Source organism: Amycolatopsis sp. (genome assembly GCF_036008905.1).
In the GTDB taxonomy this organism is placed as follows: domain Bacteria; phylum Actinomycetota; class Actinomycetes; order Mycobacteriales; family Pseudonocardiaceae; genus Amycolatopsis.
In genome coordinates this window covers 1-22,065 of the sequence record NZ_DASYMU010000101.1, presented here as the reverse complement: position 1 = coordinate 22,065, position 22,065 = coordinate 1, and the positions used below count along the sequence as shown (strand labels likewise).

Annotated in this window: 21 protein-coding genes; 5 read left to right on the top strand and 16 right to left on the bottom strand. The window is 66.8% G+C overall.

Translation table 11 applies throughout. From position 1 onward, the window contains the following. The first annotated feature begins 112 nt into the window (after positions 1–112). On the top strand, positions 113–487 hold the full coding sequence (locus VGP60_RS18525; protein ID WP_327549274.1) for a VOC family protein: 375 nt from the start codon (positions 113–115) through the stop codon (positions 485–487). Between the two features lie 212 nt (positions 488–699). Here the strand turns inward: VGP60_RS18525 and VGP60_RS18520 are convergent, their stop codons facing one another. The 7 genes from VGP60_RS18520 to VGP60_RS18490 all read right to left on the bottom strand — a co-directional run bounded on the left by VGP60_RS18520 (position 700) and on the right by VGP60_RS18490 (position 8,223). Beyond that, a complete protein-coding gene (locus VGP60_RS18520; protein ID WP_327549273.1) occupies positions 700–2,331 on the bottom strand; it encodes a sigma-54-dependent Fis family transcriptional regulator in 1,632 nt (543 codons plus the stop codon). A gap of 27 nt (positions 2,332–2,358) precedes the next feature. After that, positions 2,359–3,393, bottom strand: a complete 1,035-nt coding sequence (locus tag VGP60_RS18515; protein WP_327549272.1) for a PDR/VanB family oxidoreductase — start codon at positions 3,391–3,393, stop codon at positions 2,359–2,361. Next, entirely contained in the window at positions 3,390–4,295 is a 906-nt protein-coding gene (locus VGP60_RS18510) for a metal-dependent hydrolase (RefSeq protein ID WP_327549271.1), read from the bottom strand. The genes VGP60_RS18515 and VGP60_RS18510 overlap by 4 nt, the downstream gene beginning before the upstream one ends. Next, positions 4,292–5,764, bottom strand: coding sequence for an NAD(P)/FAD-dependent oxidoreductase (locus tag VGP60_RS18505; RefSeq protein ID WP_327549270.1), 1,473 nt, complete (start codon positions 5,762–5,764; stop codon positions 4,292–4,294). Before VGP60_RS18505 ends, VGP60_RS18510 begins: the two co-directional genes overlap by 4 nt. A gap of 85 nt (positions 5,765–5,849) precedes the next feature. After that, the gene (locus VGP60_RS18500) at positions 5,850–6,323 is read right to left on the bottom strand and encodes a pyridoxamine 5'-phosphate oxidase family protein (protein ID WP_327549269.1); all 474 of its coding nucleotides are present in this window, start codon (positions 6,321–6,323) and stop codon (positions 5,850–5,852) included. Between the two features lie 31 nt (positions 6,324–6,354). Next, positions 6,355–7,242 carry an SDR family oxidoreductase gene (locus tag VGP60_RS18495; RefSeq protein ID WP_327549268.1) on the bottom strand — a complete coding sequence of 296 codons (888 nt, stop codon included), beginning with the start codon at positions 7,240–7,242 and terminating at the stop codon, positions 6,355–6,357. A 54-nt stretch (positions 7,243–7,296) separates the two neighbouring features. After that, a complete protein-coding gene (locus tag VGP60_RS18490; protein ID WP_327549267.1) occupies positions 7,297–8,223 on the bottom strand; it encodes an aldo/keto reductase in 927 nt (308 codons plus the stop codon). Positions 8,224–8,291: 68 nt separating this feature from the next. Here VGP60_RS18490 and VGP60_RS18485 point away from each other — a divergent pair, with 68 nt between their 5' ends. Together VGP60_RS18485 and fbaA are read left to right on the top strand one after the other, a co-directional pair. Next, positions 8,292–9,113, top strand: a complete 822-nt coding sequence (locus VGP60_RS18485) for an LLM class F420-dependent oxidoreductase (protein WP_327549266.1) — start codon at positions 8,292–8,294, stop codon at positions 9,111–9,113. Positions 9,114–9,227: 114 nt separating this feature from the next. Next, positions 9,228–10,259 (top strand): class II fructose-bisphosphate aldolase, encoded by a 1,032-nt coding sequence (fbaA, locus tag VGP60_RS18480; protein WP_327549265.1) that lies wholly within the window; start codon positions 9,228–9,230, stop codon positions 10,257–10,259. Positions 10,260–10,341: 82 nt separating this feature from the next. Here the strand turns inward: fbaA and VGP60_RS18475 are convergent, their stop codons facing one another. Continuing rightward, positions 10,342–11,568 (bottom strand): hypothetical protein, encoded by a 1,227-nt coding sequence (locus VGP60_RS18475; RefSeq protein WP_327549264.1) that lies wholly within the window; start codon positions 11,566–11,568, stop codon positions 10,342–10,344. Between the two features lie 219 nt (positions 11,569–11,787). On the opposite strand from VGP60_RS18475, the gene VGP60_RS18470 reads away from it, so the two are divergent. Continuing rightward, positions 11,788–12,201, top strand: coding sequence for a DUF3151 domain-containing protein (locus tag VGP60_RS18470; RefSeq protein WP_327549263.1), 414 nt, complete (start codon positions 11,788–11,790; stop codon positions 12,199–12,201). Positions 12,202–12,266: 65 nt separating this feature from the next. On the opposite strand, the gene VGP60_RS18465 is transcribed toward VGP60_RS18470, so the two are convergent. The 4 genes from VGP60_RS18465 to VGP60_RS18450 all read right to left on the bottom strand — a co-directional run bounded on the left by VGP60_RS18465 (position 12,267) and on the right by VGP60_RS18450 (position 16,765). Continuing rightward, positions 12,267–13,442: a GGDEF domain-containing protein gene (locus tag VGP60_RS18465; RefSeq protein WP_414640375.1), complete on the bottom strand. Its 1,176-nt coding sequence runs from the start codon at positions 13,440–13,442 to the stop codon at positions 12,267–12,269. A gap of 319 nt (positions 13,443–13,761) precedes the next feature. Then, positions 13,762–15,021 (bottom strand): MFS transporter, encoded by a 1,260-nt coding sequence (locus tag VGP60_RS18460; protein ID WP_327549261.1) that lies wholly within the window; start codon positions 15,019–15,021, stop codon positions 13,762–13,764. Positions 15,022–15,176: 155 nt separating this feature from the next. Next, a complete protein-coding gene (locus tag VGP60_RS18455; RefSeq protein WP_327549260.1) occupies positions 15,177–15,641 on the bottom strand; it encodes a GNAT family N-acetyltransferase in 465 nt (154 codons plus the stop codon). Then, positions 15,638–16,765 (bottom strand): LLM class flavin-dependent oxidoreductase, encoded by a 1,128-nt coding sequence (locus VGP60_RS18450; protein WP_327549259.1) that lies wholly within the window; start codon positions 16,763–16,765, stop codon positions 15,638–15,640. The genes VGP60_RS18455 and VGP60_RS18450 overlap by 4 nt, the downstream gene beginning before the upstream one ends. Positions 16,766–16,887: 122 nt before the next feature. Here VGP60_RS18450 and VGP60_RS18445 point away from each other — a divergent pair, with 122 nt between their 5' ends. Continuing rightward, positions 16,888–18,780: an FAD/NAD(P)-binding protein gene (locus VGP60_RS18445; RefSeq protein ID WP_327549258.1), complete on the top strand. Its 1,893-nt coding sequence runs from the start codon at positions 16,888–16,890 to the stop codon at positions 18,778–18,780. Positions 18,781–18,868: 88 nt separating this feature from the next. On the opposite strand, the gene VGP60_RS18440 is transcribed toward VGP60_RS18445, so the two are convergent. From VGP60_RS18440 to VGP60_RS18425, 4 genes are all read right to left on the bottom strand, one after another. Next, positions 18,869–19,795: a glycosyl hydrolase family 18 protein gene (locus VGP60_RS18440; RefSeq protein WP_327549257.1), complete on the bottom strand. Its 927-nt coding sequence runs from the start codon at positions 19,793–19,795 to the stop codon at positions 18,869–18,871. A 48-nt stretch (positions 19,796–19,843) separates the two neighbouring features. Next, positions 19,844–20,539, bottom strand: coding sequence for a DUF4190 domain-containing protein (locus VGP60_RS18435; RefSeq protein WP_327549256.1), 696 nt, complete (start codon positions 20,537–20,539; stop codon positions 19,844–19,846). A gap of 70 nt (positions 20,540–20,609) precedes the next feature. Beyond that, on the bottom strand, positions 20,610–21,239 hold the full coding sequence (locus VGP60_RS18430) for an HNH endonuclease family protein (protein ID WP_327549255.1): 630 nt from the start codon (positions 21,237–21,239) through the stop codon (positions 20,610–20,612). A 110-nt stretch (positions 21,240–21,349) separates the two neighbouring features. Beyond that, entirely contained in the window at positions 21,350–22,033 is a 684-nt protein-coding gene (locus tag VGP60_RS18425; RefSeq protein WP_327549254.1) for a hypothetical protein, read from the bottom strand. Positions 22,034–22,065 lie beyond the last annotated feature (32 nt).

Genomic DNA, 22,065 nt, shown 5'->3' with positions numbered 1-22,065 from the left:
TCATTGCACTTCTCGCACCGATTGTGCGACGAGCAGGGCCGGGCCAAGTGTGCAAAAGCCGGACACTTCCGGGCTTGACCAGTAGCCAACTGGAGGTTCTACCGTGGACGACATGACAGTGCAGCTGAACCACACCATCGTCCACGCCCGGGACAGCCGGGTCTCCGCGGAATTCCTCACCGATCTTTTGGGCCTGAAACCGCCGACTCCGTTCGGCCCGTTCCTGATCGCCCAAGTCGAAGGCGTTTCACTCGATTTCATGACCACCAGCGAAAAAATCACCCCGCAGCACTACGCCTTCCTCGTCAGCGACGACGAGTTCGACACCATCTTCGCCCGCATCCGCGAGCAGAACCTCCCCTACTGGGCCGACCCCGGGCACACCACCCCCGGCAAGATCAACACCAACGACGGCGGCCGAGGCGTCTACTTCGACGACCCCGACAGTCACGTCCTCGAAATCCTCACCGTCCCCTACGGCGGCTAACCACGCACGCGCGAGTGCAACCCACGCACGCTCAAGTGCAGTCTGTGCACGCGTGATCGCGATTCCTGCACGCGTGACCGCTTTCTGTGCACACCCGCGCGCGATCGGGGGCGCGCGGGAAATCGCCGTCATGCGTGCACAGAACGCGGACACGTGTGCACAGACTGCACTCGGGCGCGCGTGGATTGCACTTGAGCGTGCGCAGGGTGCACTTAGGGGGAGCTGATGCGGAGGGCGCGGATGCGGTTGTAGAGGGTTGAGCGGCTGATGCCGAGTTGTTTCGCGGCGTGGACCTTGTTGCCGCCACTGGCCTGGAGGGCTTTGGTGATGGCGTCTTGTTCGGCTTGTTCCCAGCCGGTGAGTTGCGGAGTGGCGGCGCCGACGGAGCAGTTCGGGGCGAGGTCGCGGGCGGTGATGTCGCCGACCGAGCGGCGCTCGATCGCTTGACGCAGCACGGTTTCCAGCTCGCGGAGGTTCCCTGGCCACGGCTGCGCGGTGAGCAGTTCGAGCGCGTCGGCGGTCAGCCTGAGCGAACGGGCCGGTCGCAGCGCTGCGAGAACCGTCCTGGCGAGTCTGGGGATGTCGCCACGACGGTCTCGCAGCGTCGGCAGCTCGACGCGTCGATGCACGTGGGAGGTGAGCGCGGCATGCTCGCCGCGCAGTTCTTCGGAAGGCCCGCTGGTCAGCGCGATCCACGCCGACGACGTGTCCAGCAGCCGCGCGACACCGGCCGCCAGCACCGGCGGCAGCAGGTGCGCGGCCTCGACCACGACCAGCCCCTGATGCTCGTTGGCGAGTTGGGCCAACCGGGCGAGCCACACTGTCTGCCCGAGCGTCGGTACGTCGGCCGCGTCGAGCCGCGCCACCGGCGACTGCCCGGCGATCACGGAAGTCGCCGACGTCCGTCCGGTGCCGGGCTCACCCGACACGAGCACGCGCCGACGGTCCTGCCCACTGCGTCGCAACCGGTCTTCGAGCGCCGCGGGCAGCACCCCGCGATCGGCCCGCTGGCGCGGCACGGGAGGTCCGTTCGGCCGCAGCGGCGCGATCTCGAACAGCATCCCGGCGTTCGCGGAAACGGCCTCGACCCGCACTTCGACCGCAGTCCCCGAGGTCAGCTCCAGCTGCCGCACCCCACGCCGCGTCCGCCCGAACTCGCGGAGCAGCGCGTGATCCGCCGCGTCGACCAGGTGCACGGCCGCGTTGTTCGCGAGCACGACGTCGTCGCCCAGCGCGAGCACAGCCGTCGCCCGGTGCTGCGCCGACTGGAACGCCGCCAGCAACCGCTGCTCGGCCTGTTTCGAATCGTCCAGCAGCCGCCGCTCGATATCGGTCACGGCGTGCACGAGAAACGGTGCCAGCAAAGGGTTTTCGTCCCCGGCCAACCCCGTGATGTCGAGGACGCCTTCAAGCCTGCGGGTAGCCGGATGCACGATCGGATGCCCGTAACAGGTGAACTTCTTGAACGCGTCGAGGAAATGCTCGTCACCGCTGACGGCCACCCCGCGTCGCAGCTCGAACGGCGTCGCCAGCGCGTTCGTCCCGGTGTTCTCCTCCAGGAACTGACACCCGATGCCGACGCTGATCTCGTCGAGCGCCTGCCCGACCACGCGTTCACCGAAGCGCCGCGCGACGATCCGGCATTCGCTGTCGGCCAGCATCACGCAGAAGCTGGTGCCCGCCAGATGCCCGGCCATCCCGTCGAGCACCGGCGCGGCCGCGCGAAGCAGCCGGCTGCGGCTGTCGATTTCGCGGACCTTGAGATTGTTGATCGCGGCGCCCGGCCTTAACCCGCTCAGCTCGGACCGACGCCATGACTGTGCGATCTCCGAGCGCAGGCCCACAACCAGGCATCATGACATCGAAGAGCGCTAAAGGTCCAGGACGACAGTGCCGCCGGGCGCTCGCGCGACGCAGATCCGCACGCCCTCGCCGGTCATCGCGGGCACCTCGCAGGTGCCGCAGAAACCCTGCTTGCACGAGTACGCCGTATCGGGCAGCGCCTCCCGGATGACGTCGAGCGCGGACCGGTCGGCCGGGACGTCCAGCGTCGTCCCCGTGCGTCGCAGTTCGACCCGGAACGGCTTCCCGCCGACGATCGGTGGCGTCGAAAACCGTTCGAAGAACACGGCTTTCGCCCGCGGAACGGCGTCGACCCGCACGCTGGTGAGCATCGGCGCCGGCCCGCAGGCGTACACGTTCGCCCCTTCGGGTGAACCTTCCAGCAGCTCCGCGCCCGACGCCGGAATGCCGTACTCCGTGTCCGGGCGGATCCAGACGCGCTCGGCGTCGAACTCGGCGAGCTCTTTGATTTCGGTCAGGAACGGCATCGACGCGAGGTCACGCCCGGTGTAGACGAGCCGCCAGTCCGCGCCCAGCGCAGCCGCGCGGCGGACCATCGGCAGGATCGGCGTGATCCCGATACCGCCCGCGACGAACAGGTACTTCTCGTCCACCACGAACGGAAACGCGTTCCGCGGGCCGCGCACGACGACGATCGAGCCGCGCCGCAGAACCGAGTGGACCTCCAGCGAACCGCCGTTGCCGTGGTCGATCCGGCGCACCGCAACTCGGTAGTACGCGCGGTCATTTTCGTTGCCGCACAACGAATACTGCCGCACCCGGCCGGAGGGGAGCACGAGGTCGAGATGCGCCCCCGGTCGCCACTTCGGCAGGTCGGAACCGTCGAGCTTGACGAGTCGCAGGCTCACGACACAGTCAGCTTCCGCACGCACCTCGTCGACACGCAGCACGAGATCGCGATCGACCTCGACCACCGGTGGCCGACGCCGTCCGCTGAACGCACTGATGCGCTCGTAGGCCGCGATGACCCCCACCAGCGTCGACATCAGCCGGTCGGCTCGCGGCTTCCCCCGGAGATGCGCGGGAAAACGCGGCAGGCTCACCGCGGCGCGTCGGCCGCCAGCGCGGCAGGCGACCTCGCCAGGTACGCGACCGCCTGATCGGTGTTGCCCGTCTGCACCGGGTGGTACGCCTTCTTGAAGTACGGCCGGACTTCGTGCACCAGCTGACGTCCGGTCGGGAGCAGGCCCTTCTTGGCGGCCTTCCGATACGTCCGCCAGCTCGCCTTCTTGCCGGTCGTCGGGTCCTGCGCCATCAGGAACCGCGTTCCCCGCAGGAAAACCCAGGCCAGCACCGGTGTCACGACGACCATCGTGCGGGCGCGGCGCGCGTACCGGCCGTCGAGATGCTGGAACAGGTCGAACGCGACCGAGCGGTGTTCGACCTCTTCGGCGCCGTGCCAGCGCAGCAGGTCGAGCATGGTTTCGTCGGCGCCGGCGGCGTCCAGCGGCGACGAATCGAGCACCCATTGGCCGAGGAACGCCGTGTAGTGCTCGATCGCGGCGACGACGGCGAGCCGCTCGACGAGCCACTCCTCTCGCGCCTTGCCCTTGAGACCGCGATCGCCGAGGAGCTTGCGGAACAGCCACTCCATCTGCGCGATGAACGGCTGGACGTGTACGCCCTGTGCTTCGAGGTGATCCGCGGCGCCGCTGTGCGCCTCCGCGTGGACGGCTTCCTGCCCGATGAACCCGAGCACATTCTCGCGCAGGCGCGTGTCCTTGATCAATGGGACGGCCTCTTTGAACAGCTCCACGAACCAGCGTTCACCTTCGGGCAACGCCAGGTGCAGCACGTTCATCGTGTGCGTGACCTGCGGTTCCCCGGGAACCCAGTGCATCGGCAGCGACGCCCAGTCGAACGTGACGTCCCGCGCGTGCAGGACGATCTGCTCGGGTTCCTCTGGCTTGTTGTTGTCGATTTTGTCTTTGCCTGGGAGTGTCACTGCGCTCGCCCGCTCAGCTCGTAGTCGCTGGCCTTGACCTTGCGCGTGTCGAGCCAGTAGCGCCAGGTGAAGCCCGGCCAGATCGTGCGGTTGACGCCCTTCGCGTCGAGGTACCAGCTCTTGCAGCCGCCCTGCGTCCACACGCCGTTGACCAGCTTTTCCTGGATCTCCTCCTGGAACTTGTCCTGCACACTCGGCCGGACGTCGAGCGCGGCGGCGTCGTGCGAGTCGGCCAGCTTGATCGCGTCGACGACGTACTTGGACTGAGACTCGATCATGAACACCACCGAGTTGTGGCCCAGCGCGGTGTTCGGGCCGAGCAGGAAGAACAGGTTGGGGAAGCCCGAAACCGTGATCCCCATGTGGGTCCGCATGCCCTCGGCGGCCCATTCCTTGGCGAGGCTGCGGCCGTCGATGCCGGTGATGTCGAGGTATTCGAGCGCGTCGGTCACGTGGAAACCGGTGCCGTAGATGATCGCGTCGACTTCGTGCTCGACCCCGTTGTTGTCCACCACCGAGTGCTCGCGGATCTCTTGCACGCCATCGGTGTTGAGGTCGACGTTGTCCCGGGTGAGCGCCGGGTAGTAGTCGTTGGAGATCAGGACGCGCTTGCAGCCCATCCGGTAGTCCGGGGTGACCTTGCGGCGCAGCACTGAATCCTTGAGCTGCTTGGCCAGGTGGCGCTTGGCGACGCGCTCGCCCACCTTCATGATCGCGGGATGCCCGTTGAAGCCGAGCGCGGGGATTTCCCGGATCAGGTAGATCGCGCTGCGGTACAGGCGTTGGACGCCTGGCACGAGCTTGAACAGCTTCTTCGCCCAGCCCGGCAGCGCGTAGTCCGTCTTCGGCATGATCCACGGCGGCGTGCGCTGGAACAGCGTCAACTCGTCGACGTCCGGCGCGATCTGCGGCACGAACTGGATCGCCGACGCGCCGGTGCCGACCACGGCGACGCGCTTGCCCTTGAGGTCGTACTCGTGGTTCCAGCGTGCGGAATGCCAGGTCTGGCCCTTGAACTTCTCGATCCCGGGCAGCACCGGGATCTGCGGGATGTGCAGCCCGCCGACGCCGGAAACCAGGAACTGGGCGACGTACTCGTCCCCGGACTTCGTCTCGACCGTCCACTCGCGTGCGTCGGAATCCCAATGCGCACCGGTGATTTCGACGCCGAAGCGGATCTTCTCGCGCAACCGGTACTTGTCGGCGACGCCCTTGAGGTAGGCGAAGATCTCGGGCTGCTGGGAGAACGACCGCGACCAGTCCGGGTTCTGTTCGTAGGAGAACGAGTACAGGTGGGACTGCACATCGCAGGCGCAGCCCGGGTACGAGTTGTCCCGCCAGGTCCCGCCGACCTCGCCCGCCTTCTCCAGGATCACGTAGTCCCGGATACCGGCCTTTTCGAGCTGGATGGCTTGCCCGAGGCCGGCGAACCCGGTCCCCACGATCACGACTTTCACGCGGTCGGTCATTTGCTGGTCCTCCACGGCTTCGGGGCGGCCTGTCGTGGATACACGTTACCAGCGGTAACGGCTACTTTCTAGTAGCACGTACTGACTAGTAGGTCCCCCCAAGTTTCCGGTGGTCCCAGGTGACCGTTTTGGTCGGCTTGAACACGAGCCCGACGCGCTTCGGCGCCTGCTTGCCGATGAACGCGGCGAGCTCGTCGGGTACCGGGTCGCCCGGCTTGGCGCCGGCGTAGCGCTGCATGAGCGCGATGCCCATCTGCGTCACGACCTCGGTGTCTTCGATGATCTCGACGTCGGCTTCGAGTGAAACGCCGCGCAGGGTTTCGTACGACTCGCCGTCTTCGATGAGCACGGTCGCTTCGGGAAGGCGCCGGAGATTGGCCATCTTCTGCGACGAGCCGTACGTCCAGGTCTGGAGGTTTCCGTCCTGGACGAAGTACCAGAGCGGCGCTACGTGCGGCCTGCCGTTCGGGCCGATCGTGGCCACGTTGATGACCTTCTGGACGTCGAAAAAGGCTTGGATTTCGTCGTTGGTCATGCGGATCTGGTCGCGTCGGGACATGCGAGGACCTCCTGTTGTCAGACCGCCAACGCTAGCGCTTTGTGGCGGCCCTGCCACCGTGTCCGGTTACGGACGACTCGAAAGCGCCACGCTCCTTGATGTCCTCCAGCGCGGCCCGGTCGGCGGCCGGGACACGGCTGCGCGAGCCGATTTCGATGATCGGCGGCAGGAACGCGCGCAGCAACTTGAGCCCGCCGACCCAGCGCGGGACGTGGATCGTGCGGGCGCGTTTGAGGACGCCGGCCTCGATGTTGTCGAGCGCGACGTTCAGCGGATACGTCTTGCCGATCAGACCCGGCATCGTGGCGCGGAGCTTGCCGAACACCGGGTGTGCGTCGGCGCTTTCGACCAGGTCGGTGCGGATCCACGTCGGATGTGCGACGCCGACCTTGACGCCGAGGTGTGCGACTTCGGCGCGCAGGCTGTTGGAGAACGCCTCGACGCCGGCCTTCGCCGCGGAGTAGTTCGCCATGCCCGGCGCGTGGGTGATCGCGGCGAGCGAGGAGATCGCCAGCAGGTAGCCCTTGCGCTCGATGACCTGCGGCAGCGTCACGCGGAACGTGCGCCAGACGCCGAGCAGGTCGACCTCGATGACCTTCTCGAACGCGGCCGGGTCCACCGACCGGACGAACCCGGAAGTCGCGATCCCGGCGTTGGCGATCACGACGTCGATGCCGCCGAAGCGCTCGACGACGCCCGCGGTGGCCTTTTCGAGTGCGGCCCAGTCGGTGACGTCGGCTTCCCAGGAGTACGCGTTGGCGCCGATCTTGTCGGCGACCTTCTGCTGCTCCTCGGCTTCGAGGCCGACGAGCGCCACTTTCGCGCCCCGCGCGGCAAGGCGTTCGGCGAGTCCGGCGCCGATGCCTCGCGCGGCGCCGGTGATGAGCACGACCTTGCCGTTGACGTTCTTGCTGGCCACGGTGCCTCCTGGTGTCGACGTGGAGGCACCGTACCTCAACTTACTCCCAGTAGGCTACTGGCCAGTAAGAATCTTCAGCTCCTCGTCGGTCAGCTTGAGATCGACGAACGGGAGCAGATCGGCCAGCTGTTCGGTGTTGCGCGCGCTCGCGATCGGAGCGGTCACGGTCGGCTGCGCGGCGAGCCAGGCGAGCGACACCGCGGCCACCGAAACACCGTGTGCGGCCGCGATCTCGTCCAGCACGCCGAGCACACGCTCACCACGTTCGTCCAAATAGGACATCGCACCCTTGGCGCGCGGGCTGAGCGTCGAAGCGTCCCTCGAGCGGTACTTGCCGGCGAGGAATCCCTTTGCCAGCCCGAAGTAAGGCAGCGTCGAGAGGCCTTCGCGCTTGATCAGCGGAGCCAGCTCCTGCTCGTACTCGCGTTCCAGCAGGTTGTAGTGCGGCTGCAGGGCGACGTACTTCGCGAAGCCCGCACGCTCCGAAATGGACAGTGCCTCTTCGAGCCGTGCGGCGGTGTAGTTCGACGCCGCGATGTAGCGCACCTTGCCGGATCGGACGAGCGCGTCGAAGGCGCCGAGCGTTTCTTCGAGCGAGGTGTCGTCGTAGTCGCGGTGGGCGTAGTAGAGGTCGATGTGGTCGGTCCGAAGTCGCTTGAGCGATTCTTCGGCGGCGGCCGCGATGTTCTTCGCGGACAGGCCGGGCCGGGACTTGAGGCTGCCGACCTTCGTCGCGATCACGATGTCGTCGCGGCGGCCGCGCTTCGCCAGCCAGTCGCCGATGACCGCTTCGGACCCGTCGCCGGGCTTGTCCGGGTTGAATCCCTGGTACGCGTCGGCCGTGTCGATGAAGTTCCCGCCGGCGGCTGTATAGGCGTCCAGCACGGCGAACGACTCGTCCTGGTCGGCTGTCCAGCCGAAGACGTTCCCACCGAGGTTCAGGCCGTGGACGTCAAGATCACTGCTTCCGATTTTCGCCATACTTCGAAAGTAGACGGACCACTCCTCGGCGCGGAATGAAATCGGTCACCGGAGAAGTTGACCCAGTTATGACTGTGACACTGGGCAAAATCGGTATTTGGCGACACTTCGCTCAGCTCGACGGCAAGTTCGCCGCGGAGGCGGAAGGGCTCGGCTACGGCGCGGTTTGGCTCGGCGGCTCGCCATCAGGGGACCTGGCCGACGCGGAGCGCCTGCTCGACTCGACCACTACGCTGGTCGCCGCGACCGGCATCGTGAACATCTGGAAGGACGACGCCGCCACCGTCGCCGCGTCCTACCGGCGCATCGCCGCGAAGCACCCGGACCGGTTCCTGCTCGGCATCGGCATCGGCCACCCCGAGCACACCGACGTCTACCAGAAGCCGTACGACAAGATCGTCGAATACCTCGGCCAGCTCGACGAAGCCGGCGTGCCGCGGTCGGCGGTAATCTTGGCCGCGCTCGGGCCGAAGGTGCTCAAGCTGTCCGGTGAGCGCGCCGGCGGTGCGCACCCGTACCTGACCACGCCCGAGCACACCCGCCAAGCCCGCGAGATCCTCGGTGCCGGCCCGCTGCTCGCGCCGGAGCAGCACATCGTCTTCGAGACCGATCCCGAGAAGGCCCGCGTCATCGCCCGGCAGGCCGTGAGCATGTACCTCGGCCTGTCCAACTACGTCAACAACTGGCTGCGCCTCGGCTACACGCAGGACGACGTCGCGAACGGCGGCAGCGACAAGCTCGTCGACGCGCTCGTCCTGCACGGCGACGCGGCGACCATCGCCGGCGGCGTCCGCGCCCACCTGGAAGCGGGTGCGGACCACGTCACCCTGCAGGTTCTCGGCGACGACCCCTTGCCCGCCCTGCGCGAGCTGGCCAAGGAACTCCTCTAATCCCCGGGAAAGTGTCGACATATTCCTCGTGAGGGGATACGACCAGTGTGCCCGCTCCGCCGACCTCGTACGATTCGGCTGAAGGCGCCAAGTCTGCTTCCAGGAGGACAAACGATGCCCATCGCCACCCCCGAGGTCTACGCGGAGATGCTCGACCGGGCCAAAGCGAACGAGTTCGCCTACCCCGCCATCAACGTGACCTCGTCGGAAACCCTGAACGCCGCTCTGCGCGGGTTCGCCGAGGCGGAGAGCGACGGGATCATCCAGTTCTCCACCGGCGGCGCCGACTTCGCTTCCGGCACCAAGGTGAAGGACATGGTCACCGGTTCCGTCGCGCTGGCCGAGTTCGCGCAGGTCGTCGCGGCCAAGTACTCGATCAACGTCGCGCTGCACACCGACCACTGCCCGAAGGACAAGCTCGACGGCTTCGTCCGCCCGCTGCTCGAGATCTCGGCCGAGCGCGTCAAGAACGGCCAGAACCCGCTGTTCCAGTCGCATATGTGGGACGGCTCGGCGATCGAGCTCGACGAGAACCTCAAGATCGCCTCGGAGCTGCTCGAGAAGGCGGCCGCCGCGAACATCATCCTCGAGGTCGAGATCGGTGTCGTCGGTGGTGAAGAGGACGGCGTCGCCAACGAGATCAACGACAAGCTCTACACGAGCGACGAGGACTTCCTGAAGACCATCGACGCGCTCGGCACCGGTGAGAAGGGCCGCTACCTGCTGGCCGCGACCTTCGGCAACGTGCACGGCGTCTACAAGCCGGGCAACGTCAAGCTCCGCCCGGAGGTCCTCAAGGGCGGCCAGGAAGTCGCGATCAAGAAGCTCGGCCTGGCCGAGGGCTCGAAGCCGTTCGACTTCGTCTTCCACGGCGGTTCGGGCTCGGACGTCGAGGACATCCACGCGGCGCTGACCTACGGCGTCATCAAGATGAACGTCGATACCGACACCCAGTACGCCTTCACCCGCCCGATCGTCGACCACTTCTTCAAGAACTACGACGGCGTCCTGAAGATCGACGGCGAGGTCGGCAACAAGAAGGTCTACGACCCGCGCAGCTACCTCAAGGCCGCGGAGGCCGGGATGGCCGCCCGCGTCACCGAGGCCGCGCAGTCCCTCAAGTCGGCAGGCCAGAGCGTCCGCTGACCCCTGGGTACCCCGTGACATGAACGGACCTTTCATCTCGATTTTTGAGATGAAAGGTCCGTTCATGTCAGTTTGAAGGCCCCTAGACGACGACGTCCGGAGCGATCTCTCGCAGCTTCCGGCGCTTCGCGGCGCGCTCGGTCAGCAGCCGGGTCACCGGACCCGCGGCTCCCCAGAGCACCGCGACCCCGACCAGCGCGATCGGCACCGACCAGTAGTCCACCGGCGGCGCCGACTCGGTCTGCGCGTCACCGAGGAACCAGGGCCGGAACTGCGACTGGACCCAGAGCGTGCCGTAGCCGAACGCGGTGACGAGCAGCGCGCCGATGCCCGCGGTGAACGCCGGATGCCCGTGCCCGATGCGGAACGCGAGATCCACCGCCAGGCCGACGAAGATCAGGTAGAACGGCACGGTCGGCACCGGGAAGTCGATCCCGAACAGGATCGGCCACATGATCAGCCGGTACACGAGGTACGCCCCGGCCACCGCCGTCGCGGCCCACTGCTTGCCGAGCGTGTGGCGGGCGAGCGCCAGGATCAGGCCCATCACCGCGATGCCCCACAGCGGGTACACCCACGGCGGGATCGGCATGGTGAAGTGCGTGACCGCGGCCAGGTCGACGGGATGCCCGATCTGCTTGGCCGCGAATTCCAGCAGCGTCGGCTCCGCTTCGGGAGCGCCGCGCTGCCACGAGCGGAGGCCGAGGATGCCGAACTCCTGCTGGCCGTTCGCGAAGAACGCGTTCTCCAGGAAGAACGCCCACAGTCCGAGCAGGACACCGGTGCGCATCCGGCCCGGCTTCGAGACCTTCAGCCAGGCGTCGATGGCACCGGCGAGCATGATCCCGGTACCGGCGTAGAGCATCAGGTGCGACGGGCTCCACGCTGTCAGGTCGAGACCGTTGACGCGGTGGTTGATCACGTCGAGCGGGCCGGCGACCAGGAAGATCGCCATCCCGAGCTGCATGATCCGCAGGGAGCGCTTGTCGCAGCCCAAACCGGTGTAGGTGTGGATCGCCACCAGCACCACGATGATCCCGGTGCCCACGGTGTTGATCAGATGCGGGGGCGCGAGGTCGTCACGCAGCCACTGGAAATGCCACGACATGTCCCAGGTGGAGCCGATCAGTTTGAAGCCGAAGGCGATCAGCCACATGCCGTAGCAGAAGTTGAGCACCCAATCCGGTGTCGGTTGGCCGGGCGCGCCACGCTTCCAGTGGAGCCGGAAGAACAGCTTGGTCTTGGCTACGGGGTTCTTGGGGATGACGTCTGGCTCGACGGCCCCAGACACGTCAACTGCCTTGGTCATGAACGACATCATTGCCGGTCGACATAACGACCGGATAGAGGATGCCCGAAAAACCAGGGTTCACCCGTAGGGGTGGCGCGTTTGCCTTGCCGCGACACCCCGGGCAAGGTAGCGCCCCATGATGTCGAAACGCTTTGTCGCGGCCGTCCTGATCGGCTGCCTGGTGCTGGCCGGTGGCGGGGTTCTCGGGGCCTTGTTCTTCTAGGACACAATGGCTTCATGACGCATGCCAACCTGCTAGGCCCCGAGCCCACCCTGCTGCCAGAGAACACCGTCGCGCAGGCTGCGCTGGACGCCGGCAACGATCCCGCCACGGTGGCCGCGGAGCACCCCGAGTTCAGTGGCGCCTGGGCCGCGCTGGCCGAGAACTCGCTCGAATCGGGTCAGACCATCGCCGCGTACGCCTACGCCCGCACCGGCTACCACCGTGGTCTGGACCAGCTGCGCCGTAACGGCTGGAAGGGTTTCGGCCCGGTGCCGTGGGCGCACGAGCCCAACCGCGGCTTCCTGCGCGCTGTCGCCGTGCTCGCCAAGGCCGCCGGCAAGATCGGTGAGACCCACGAGTTCGACCGCTGCCGTCAGCTGCTCGAAGACTCGGACCCCGCCGCTGTCGACGCCCTCGGCCTGGCGTAACCCCTCCTCAGTGAATGTGTCGACACTTTCCCCTGGGGAATATGTCGACACATTCCGGGCGGGGGTCAGCCGGCCATCACCGCGTCCAGTGCCGGTGAACCGACCACTCGGTTGCGCCCGCTGCGTTTAGCCGCGTAAACGGCCGCATCCGCCGAGGCCATGACCTCGTCGAGCGTCGAACCGTCGCGTGGGAACTCCGCGACACCGATGGACGCGGTCTGGTTCTCGATGACCACGGGCTCACCCTCGTTGTTGCGGGTGTTGATCACCAGTTCGCTGACGAGCTTCCGGATACGCTCCGCGATCGCGATCGCCTCGTCCTTGGTGGACGACGCCAGCAGCGCCACGAACTCTTCCCCGCCGAACCGGCCGGCCAGGTCGTGCTGCCGCGTCTCGGACTTGACCAGTGCGGCGACAGCCTTGAGGACGTCGTCGCCCGCCAGGTGGCCGTAGTTGTCGTTGATGCGCTTGAAGAAGTCGAGGTCGATCATCAGCGCGCCGAAGCTGCCACCCTCGCGCTCCACCCGGGAAACCTCACGGATGGCGGCGTTCTGCCAGGTGACGGCGTTGAGCAGCTGGGTCTTCTGGTCGGTCGTGGCGAGCTCTTCGAGCTGCTTGACCAGCGTGGAGCGCTGCAGGACGTAGAGCGGCAGGAAGATCAGCACCATCAGCATGGGCTGGTGGGGAAGGGTCGCGACGAGCAGTCCGCCGAAGCACAGCGTCGAGAGCTCGAGGATGTTGTCGTCCCAGCTGCCGAGACAGCTTTTCGCGGTGGCCTCCTCCGGGGTCGCGAGGTACAGGCCGACGCCAGTGACCAGGGTGTTCATCAGGAAGAACGCGAGACCGGCGGCGCAGATCGAATATGTCGTGGTGCCGTTGTGCCCGATGAGGTGCTCGGTGTACCCGGCGGCGAACGAAGACATGATCATGGTGGTGGCGTTGGCCACGGTCCGGTGCGGGGTCACGTGCCGGATCCCGGACCAGCTGCGGTAGCCGAGGTGGCCGTAGATCACGATCACGAGCAGGGCGGCGAGGTGCGGGGGCAGGAAGAACGCACCCGGAAACAACCACACCGAAGTCACGTTGACGTGCGGGGTGATGCTCAGACTCCGGCGCTGGTGCTCGATCCGGCGGGTCGCTTCCGCCTGGACGATGGCGAGAATCGCGAGCAGGCAGAACGTGCCCCAATGCGACGCCGTGACCGGAACCTGGACGAGGGACGCGCTCCCCAGCGCGAGCATCGTCACAATGGTCACAATGGTGAAAGCGGTCCAAGCCTTAGGGCGCGTCCAGAGCTCCCACTCGTGGATGGCAAGCACCTGGCGTTGTCCAGCAGATTCCTCCGATGTGATCATTTTTCCCCCAAACTCTTGCGCTCGCACCCAGCGAGCTGACGCTTACGGACAGTTTCCACTGACTTGCGGGCTGTCGACAAGAGCTGGAGGTGTGTATTTTTCTACTTGGTGTCGATGAAAGGGTGGCAGGATGGCCGGCAAAGACCAGTGAAGTAGGAGCGCTTGCCTGAAGGCTGCGCACGAGGACCACACGCGCGGAGCATGATCAGGTGTGTTCTGCGCGTGCGGTTTCGCTTGGAAGCCAGCGCTCGGGTCGGGTCGAGATGTTCCGCTGCCAGAGGATCGCCAGCGGAATCGTCAGCGCCAGCCCCGCGACACCGAAGATCCCCACAGTTGTCTGCGCGGACACCTGGTCCGCCACGATGCCTCCGATCAGGGGACTCAGGCCCATCACCGTGGTCAGTCCGGTGTTGGACAGGCCCATCGCCTGCGCCCGGTTCTCGTCCGGCACCGCGAGCGTCAAGGACGCCGTGGCCTGCATCAACGCCACCGTGCCGAGCCCGCCGGAGATCACGAACAGCAGCACGGAAACGATCAATCCCGGCTGCAGGAAGCACAACATCAGCGGTACCGCGGTGAGCCCGGAAAACCAGCCGATCAGCTTCGGCCGTACGGCGGCCGGCACCCAGCGCGTGTAGATGGCCGCGCCGATCACACTGCCGAGCGGGTCGGCCGCCAGCAGCAGGCCGATCGCCTCCGGGCCGCCGCCCGTCCCCGCCGCGTACGGCGCGGCGATGCCCTCGTAGACCGGCATCAGGCCCATGAGCCAGGTGAACAGGACGAGCGTGCGTAGTCCGGAATTGGCGAACACCAGCCGTCCGCCCTGGCCGATCGAGGCGAAAAACGACTTCCGCTTCTCCCCGGTGGCCGCGGCCGGACGCGACTTCAGGCCGAACCGGACGAACAGTGCGGACGCCGCGAAGGTCGCCGCGTCCAGCATCAGCGCGACCCGCGGGTCCACCGCGGCGATCAGCAGGCCACCTCCGGCGAACCCGAGCAGCTGGGCTGATTGGACGGTCATGTTCCGGATCGCCATGCCGACGATGAACCTGTCGCCCTCGAGAACCTGCGGCAATAGCGCCAGCTGGGACGCCTTGAACGGCGGGTTGAGCAGCGAGACCGAGCCGACCAGCACGCACACCACCCAGAACGGCACGTCCGGGACGGCCACCAGCAGGATGATGAGCCCGCGCAGGACGTCCACGACGACCATGACGTCACGTCGGGGGAAGCGGTCCGCCAAGCCGGTCAGGAAGATCCCGCCGAGCAGTGAAGGGGCGTAGGTCAACGCGTAGGTGAGGCCGGTCAGGGTGGCGGACTTGGTCTCGTTGAACACCAGCACCGAAAGCGCGACCCTGGCGAGCTGGTCGCCGAAGATCGACAGCAACTCCGCGAACCACAGCGCACGGAATTCGGCGATGCCGAACACCTCGCGAAATGTGACCCGTTGCGGTGCGCCGGTCATGCCCTGCCCCCAAGATGATCTGTACAGATGCGACAAACTCGTGACCTTAGATGTAAGTGGTCACGAGCTAGTCACGAAGCGTTAGTTGTCTACGTCAGTGTCTCCTGATGGTTGGTTAATCGCTAGGTTCTTTCGGCCGGGGTTTTCGCCCCTGGCTACAAGACTTTCTCGAAGGCCAGCAGCCCGAAGCCCTCGGTGTCGATGGCGCCGGCGTCCAGGCCGCGGTAACCGGTCGCCAGGTACAGCGAAGCCGCCTCCGGCTGCTTCGGCCCGGTGGTCAGGAACAACCGCAGGTAGCCGCGCCGCTTGGCTTCGGCTTCGAGCTCCGCGAGGACGATCCGGGCGAGCCCGCGCCGCCGGTGCGCCGAGTGGGTCCACATCCGTTTGACCTCGGCCGTTTGCTCGTCGTAGCGCCTGAAAGCGCCGCCCGCGACGCTCTCGCCGTGCTCCCGCACGATCAGCAGGACCCCGTCCGGCGGGGCGAACTCCTCGGGTGGGTACCTCGTGAGTTCCGTCGCACTCCGGCTGCCGTAGCGCGCTTCGTACTCCACCGCCAGTTCCGCGAGCAGCGGCTCGACCTCGGGATCGCCGACGGCGTACTGCTTGATCTCGAACGTCATCCGTCGATCGCCAGCGAGTCGGCGGGACGACGGCGTTCGGCGTCGCGCTTGGCTACCTCTTCGCGGACGATCGGGATCACGTACCGGCCGAAGTCGATGGTGTCGCCGAGCATGTCGTAGCCACGGGCGGAGAGGATGTCCACGCCGAGATCGTAGTAGTCGAGCAGTGCGGCGGCGACGGTCTCCGGCGTGCCGACCAGCGCGTTCGAGTTGCCCGCGCCCCCGGTCGCCGCGGCCGTCGGCGTCCACAGTGCGCGGTCGAAGCGCTCTCCTTGCGCCGCCAGCGAAAGCAGCCGCTGCGACCCGGTGTTCTGCGGGTTCTGCAGTGAGTGCCGCCGGGTCAGCGGCTTGCCGCCGGCCGTGCGCGACTTGATGGTGTCGACCGTGCGGTGGGCCTTTTCCCAGGCCAGCTCCTCGGTGGGCGCGATGATCGGCCGGAACGCCACCTGGATCCGCGGCACGTCCGTGCGCCCCGCCGCCAGCGCGGCCGCGCGGACGGACTCGATCTGCTCGGCGGTCTGCGCGAGCGGCTCGCCCCACAGGCAGTAGATGTCGGCTTCCGCGCCCCCAGCCGCGTACGCGGCCGGCGACGAGCCACCGAAGGACACATCGGGCCGCGGCTGCTGTACGGGCCGGATATCGCTCACGAAGTCCGCGAACCGGTAGTGCTCGCCCTCGTGGTCGAACGGTTTGTCGGACGTCCACGCCTTCTTGACGATCTGGATGTACTCACGGGTGCGGGAGTAGCGCTCGTCCTTGGTGAGGTAGTCGCCTTCGCGCTGCTGTTCCTGGTCGCTGCCGCCGGTGATGAAGTGGACGGTGAGCCTGCCGTCGGAGATCTGGTCGAGGCTCGCGAAGGTCTTCGCGGCGAATGTGGGATATGACACATTGGGCCGGTGGGCCAGCAAAATCTGCAGTTTGTCCAGTTTCGTCGCGACATACGCGGCCGCCTGCGCCGGATCCGGCGAACCCGAACCGTAGGCGAACAGCACCCTGTCCCACCCGAAGTCCTCGTGCGCCCGCGCCAGCCGCAGCGTGTACTCCTTGTCGAACACCCCGCCTGACCGCGCGCTCGTCTCCGAGCCGTCGTGTGTGCCGCCGATCCCCAGGAACTCCACAGGCATGACCGTCCACCCTTTCTTGCCCCTCATCACGAGAACTACGCCCGCCGGCGGCGGCACGGCAACGGTGTCCGATGGGTGAGAACGCACCGCCCACCAGCGCGTTCGCGGCGTAACTTCGAGGGGTGGCCTCCGCCGACAGTCCGTTCGAGCTAGCGATCGTGGGTGCCGGCCCGCGCGGGATCTGCGTGCTCGAAAGGCTTTCCGCCAACGCCGCCGAGTTGCTGGGAGAGCGCGGTCTGCGGGTGCACCTCATCGACCCGTTCCCGCCCGGCCCCGGGCGCGTGTGGCGCTACGACCAGTCACCGTTGCTGCGGATGAACTCCATGCCAGAGGACGTCACCATGTTCACCGACGAAACGGTGAAGATGGCCGGTCCGGTGTGGCCGGGGCCGTCGCTTTCCGAGTGGGCCGCGCGGGTGCGGGACGGGAAGCTCGACGTCGACGTCGCCGCGGATCTCCATGACGAGCTGAACTCGTTGGACAGCACGTCGTTCCCGACGCGGCGGCTGCAGAGTGCTTACCTGGATTGGGTTTACCGGTACGTGCTCGCCGGGCTGCCGGCCGGGATCGAGGTCGTCGAGCACCGCGCGCGGGCCGTCGACGTTTCGGGGGACGGACCGCAGGACGTCTGGCTGGAAGGCGATCCGCGGCCGTTGCGAGTGGACGCGGTGCTGCTGACCGTCGGCCACCTCGACGCCGTGCCGGACGAGCGAGAGAACGAACTCGTACGGTTCGCCGCCGAGCACGACCTCGCCTACTATCCCGCCGGATATACCGCCGACGTCGACTATTCGGCCGTGCGGCCGGGGGAAACCGTGCTGGTGCGCGGATTCGGGCTCGCGTTCGTCGATCTGATGCTGTTGCTGACGGAAGGCCGCGGTGGCCGGTTCGAGGAGCTTTCGGGTGGCGCGTTGCGGTATCACCCGAGTGGCGCCGAGCCGGTCCTGCACGTCGGCTCGCGGCGAGGAGTGCCGTACCACGCCAAAACCGGGTATCGGCTGCGTGGGAAACCGTTGCAGCTGCCCAGATTCTTCGATTCCTACGCGATCAAGAAGCTGCTCGACCAGCCGGGGCAGCTGAACTTCTACGACGACGTCTGGCCGCACATGGCGAAGGAAATCGCCTGGGGCTACTACACCGAGCTGTTCACCGGACATCCCGAGCGCGTACGCCTCGACTTCGCTGTCTTCGCCGACGCCTTCGCCGATATCCCGTGGGACACCGAAGAAATGCGCACGCTGATCGACCGTGCGGTACCGTCCGAAGTGGACAAACTGGATCTGCGTCGGCTCGACCGGCCGCTGGCGGGGGAGCGGTTCGAGTCGGCCGAGGTGTTCGGCAAGCATCTGCGGGAGTACATCGAAGGCGACCTGGCGCGCCGCGCGGACGTCGAGTTCAGTGCCGACCTCGGCGCGTTCATGGCCCTGCTGTCGGTCGTCGGCCAGTTCCCGTCCTTGGTGGCCACCGGGCGACTCGACGCGCGCTCGCAACTGTCCGATGTGGACGGATGGTGGTTCGGCTTCTTCAGCTACTTCGCCAGCGGGCCGCCGCCCCGGCGGCTTCAGGAGCTGCTCGCCTTGCAGGAAGCCGGGGTCGTTTCGTTCCTGGGCGAGGAAATGCGCGTGGCCACCGAGGACGGCTGTTTTGTGGGCAGCAGCGCGAGCTACCCGGGCACGGTGGAGGCGTCGACGTTGATCGAAGCGCGGCTACCGGAGCCGAGCGTGCGCCGGGTCTCCGACGAACTGCTGCGCGCTATGCGGGACGCGGGCGCGCTGGCCGAGGAGACCGTGGCCGACTTGGTTTCGGGTGCGAAGTTGCCATCAGGACGTATTCATACCCGTGTCGCCGATTCCCGGCTCGTCGACGGTGCGGGCAACCCGCACCGCAGCCGGTTCGCCGTCGGCCCGCACACGAGCGCACGCTCGCCCGGTGCCTTCACCAGACCCCGGACAAACGCACTCCCGTTCCGCCAAAACGACGCCGTCGCCCGCGAAATCCTCGGGCTGAGCTCGTGAGTGTTTACGAGTGTTAGAACACTTGTTGCCACTCACGAGCCCACCTGACCAGCGGAAACGTGCGACGGAGGCCCGTCGCCGGATACGCTCAGCTCTTTACGGCGGCGGAGACTTCGCTGACCCATTGCCACGGCTTGGCCGTGCCGCCGGGCAGCGAGTTGAAGTACTCCCAGCCGTCGATGCCGCCGAAGTCCGGGTACTTCGCCTTGAGCTGGCCGATGGTCGTCTTCAACGTCGGCATGCTCACGTAGCCGCTGCAGTTGGCCGGGTTCGTGACCGTCCCGGCGACGACCTTGTTCGCCGGGACGACCCCGCGCTTGATGACGTTGTCATAGCCCGTGGTGTTGGCCAGGCTGCCCCAGCCGCAATAGAACTGGGCGTTGAACCACGAGATCTTGCTGCCGCGGTCGCGGTACAGCTGGTCGTAGTTCATCCCCGACAGCCCGCCGCCGCCACTCAACTCGGTCGCCACCGGCGCGAGCGTGATCAGGAAATTCGCGCCGAAGTCCGTCCGCAGCGCGTCGATCAGCCGGTTCATCGCGCCGTTCGACATCCGCTCCTCGACGTCCAGGTCGATGCCGCTGAGCTGGTAGTCCTGGATCAGTTTCTTCAGCAGCGGGTAGTACGTGGTGAACTCGTTCTCCAGCCGCTGGAAGCTGCCCTGCGCGGCGCCGCCGACGAACGCGAGCACGTGCACGCCCTGGCCCCGCATGGTCGCGAGGTCCTTCCACATCTGAGTGAACTTCGCCGCGTTCGGCGGATCGTCGTTGAGGTGCACGACACTGCCGGCATTGAGGTGGATCGCCCCGACGATCACGTCCGTGACGCCGGTGTTGTTCTGCGTCAGGGCGAGCGGCGAAACGTAGGTTCCGCTGCTGCCGTTCGAGTACTGGGTCTGGTAGTAGACAACCACTCTGCTCTGAGCTCCCACGGCCGAGGCCGGTGCGGCTCCCATCAGCGTGACCAGGACGACCGCGAACAGCGCGGTGAGTCCTTTTCTCAAGATCGACGTCATGGTCCAGACCATACGGAAACGAAGCTTTTCCGAGTACCACCTAAAGGCTCAGGTCGGCTCGGGGTAGGCGACGCCGTGCTGGCTCACCGGGCCCGAAACCTCGCCGGTCGTGCTCAGCAGCACGCAGGTGATCTCGCGTTCATGCCGCATCCAGGCCTCCTCGTCGGGATAGAGGAACCGGATCTCCAGACTGGGATAGTCCTTCTCGGGATCCAGGTACTTTTCCAGCAGCAGCGGGCACTGTTCCTGGCCGAACGACCTGGCGTAGTCGATTCCCGGGTAATCGGCGCCGGTCAGCGGCGGCTTCGCGAAGACTTCGCCGGTGTGGAGGTTGCCGCAGTCCCTCAGTTCGACTCCGCGCAGCGCGTCTCCCGGCGGCGGGGTGAAGCAGTCCTTCACGTTCAGGTAGACGGCGGGGATCAGGTCCCCTCCGGCCATGCTGTCGTACAACGCGGCTTCGTCGGGGCTGGTGCCGCGGATGGTCTCGAACCCGACGAACGCCCAGACGACGGCCGCCACCAGGCCGACCGCGGCCAGTCCTTTGCCCCGCTGACCGGTACGGCCGATCTGCCGGAACGCGAGGATGCCGAAGATGACGCCCAGAAGACCGCCGAGCAGCCCGAAAACCAGTGCTGCCACGGCGAAATTGTTGACGCCGGATGGAACCGTCGCCTTGGGCTGAGGGGCGTCCTGATAGCTCGGGCCCAAGGGCGACGGCGGTGGCGTGACGGGTGGTTCAGACATGGGGGTCCCCTCGTGAATCCCCCGACCCGCGGGAAAGCCTAGTGGCTCAACGGCTTTCCCCGCCTCGGATTTAGCAACGGTTGAGCATGTCCGTCAGCGAGGTCTTTTCCGCGGAGTTCACCGTGAGCTTGAACTTGTACTTCACCGCGACCCACATGCGTGCGTAGGTGCACCAGTAGCTCTGGGTCGGCGGCTTCCACTGGTCCGGGGACTTGTCCCCTTTCGACTGGTTGACGTTGTCGGTGACGGCGATGAGCTGCGGGTCGCTCAGGTCGTTCGCGTAGGCCTGGCGTTGCGCGGTCGTCCACGAGGACGCTCCGGTGCGCCAGGCGGCCGCGAGCGGCACGACGTGATCGATGTCGACGTCACTGGCCGCGGTCCAGGTCGCGCCGTCGTAGGGGCTGAACCAGCTGCCGGACGTCGGCGCGCAGTCGGCGCCGGTTTTGACGTTCGTGCCGTCGCGTTTGAGGACGACTTCACGGGTGTTGCAGCTGCTGCCCTGGTCGATCCAGTGCGGGAACAGGTCGCGGCTGTAGCCGGCTTGGGAGCCGTCGGCGGCGACGCGCAGGGTGGTGAGTTCGGATTTGGCGGTGGCTGCCGACGGGATGCCCGGCGGGGTCGCTTCGGCGACTCCGGCCAGACTCGCGGTCAGGACAGTGGCGATCCCGAGGGTGACGAACGTACGGCGAAACGCTGGCATGGCGGCTGCCTTCGTGTCGGTGGCGGGGACACGGAGACCTTGACTCACGAAAGTGGCCAACACAACACTTGTGGGTTATTAACCGACGATGGTCGGTTAACGCAACGTGACTAACTGACGCCGCGGACCAGTCGGAGATCCTCGGTGTGCCGATACCAGGTCCATTTGCTGACCGGACGAGGGAAGGAAACGCCGTCGAGGATCGGCCGGTTCGGGACGCAGCCCAGCTGGAACGCCCGCGAGTAGAAGTCCGTCGAACGCTTGAAGAACGCGCCCTTGACCACCCGCACCGCCAGCCCTGGCCCGCCCGACTCGTCCGGCTCGACCTCGATCGTCCGCGCGGGACCACGCAGCGCGAGCTGTTCGTCGCAGTACGCGACCCCGCGCACCGTGCGGAAGGTGCCGCGCCCGACCAAAACGCCGCCGGAGTCGTCGCGGATGAGCGGAACCGGGTCCACCTCACCCCGCAGGGCGAGTGCCAGCGCGCGCAGCGGCTGGGTCGGCAGCCGCCACAGCGCCGCGACCGCGGAATCCGGCGAGCTCGGGACGTAGCCGACCGACACGCCCGCCAACTGTTCTTTGCGTAACAGTCGGACCACCACCGCCGCGAGGTCCGCGTCCGTTCCCGCTACGATGAAATGGTCGCTTTCTCCCAGCAAGGGGTCCACATCCGCCTTGCCTGGAGTGGCCGGGACGTGCTCCACGCGCAGCCCGTCGACGTCCGGGAAATTCGGTGAATCCGGCCCGCAAGCCAGCACCAGTCCACGCACGACCGTTTCCTCCGTTACGCTCATGCACCGGCATTTACCAGCGCCATTAGTGTCCT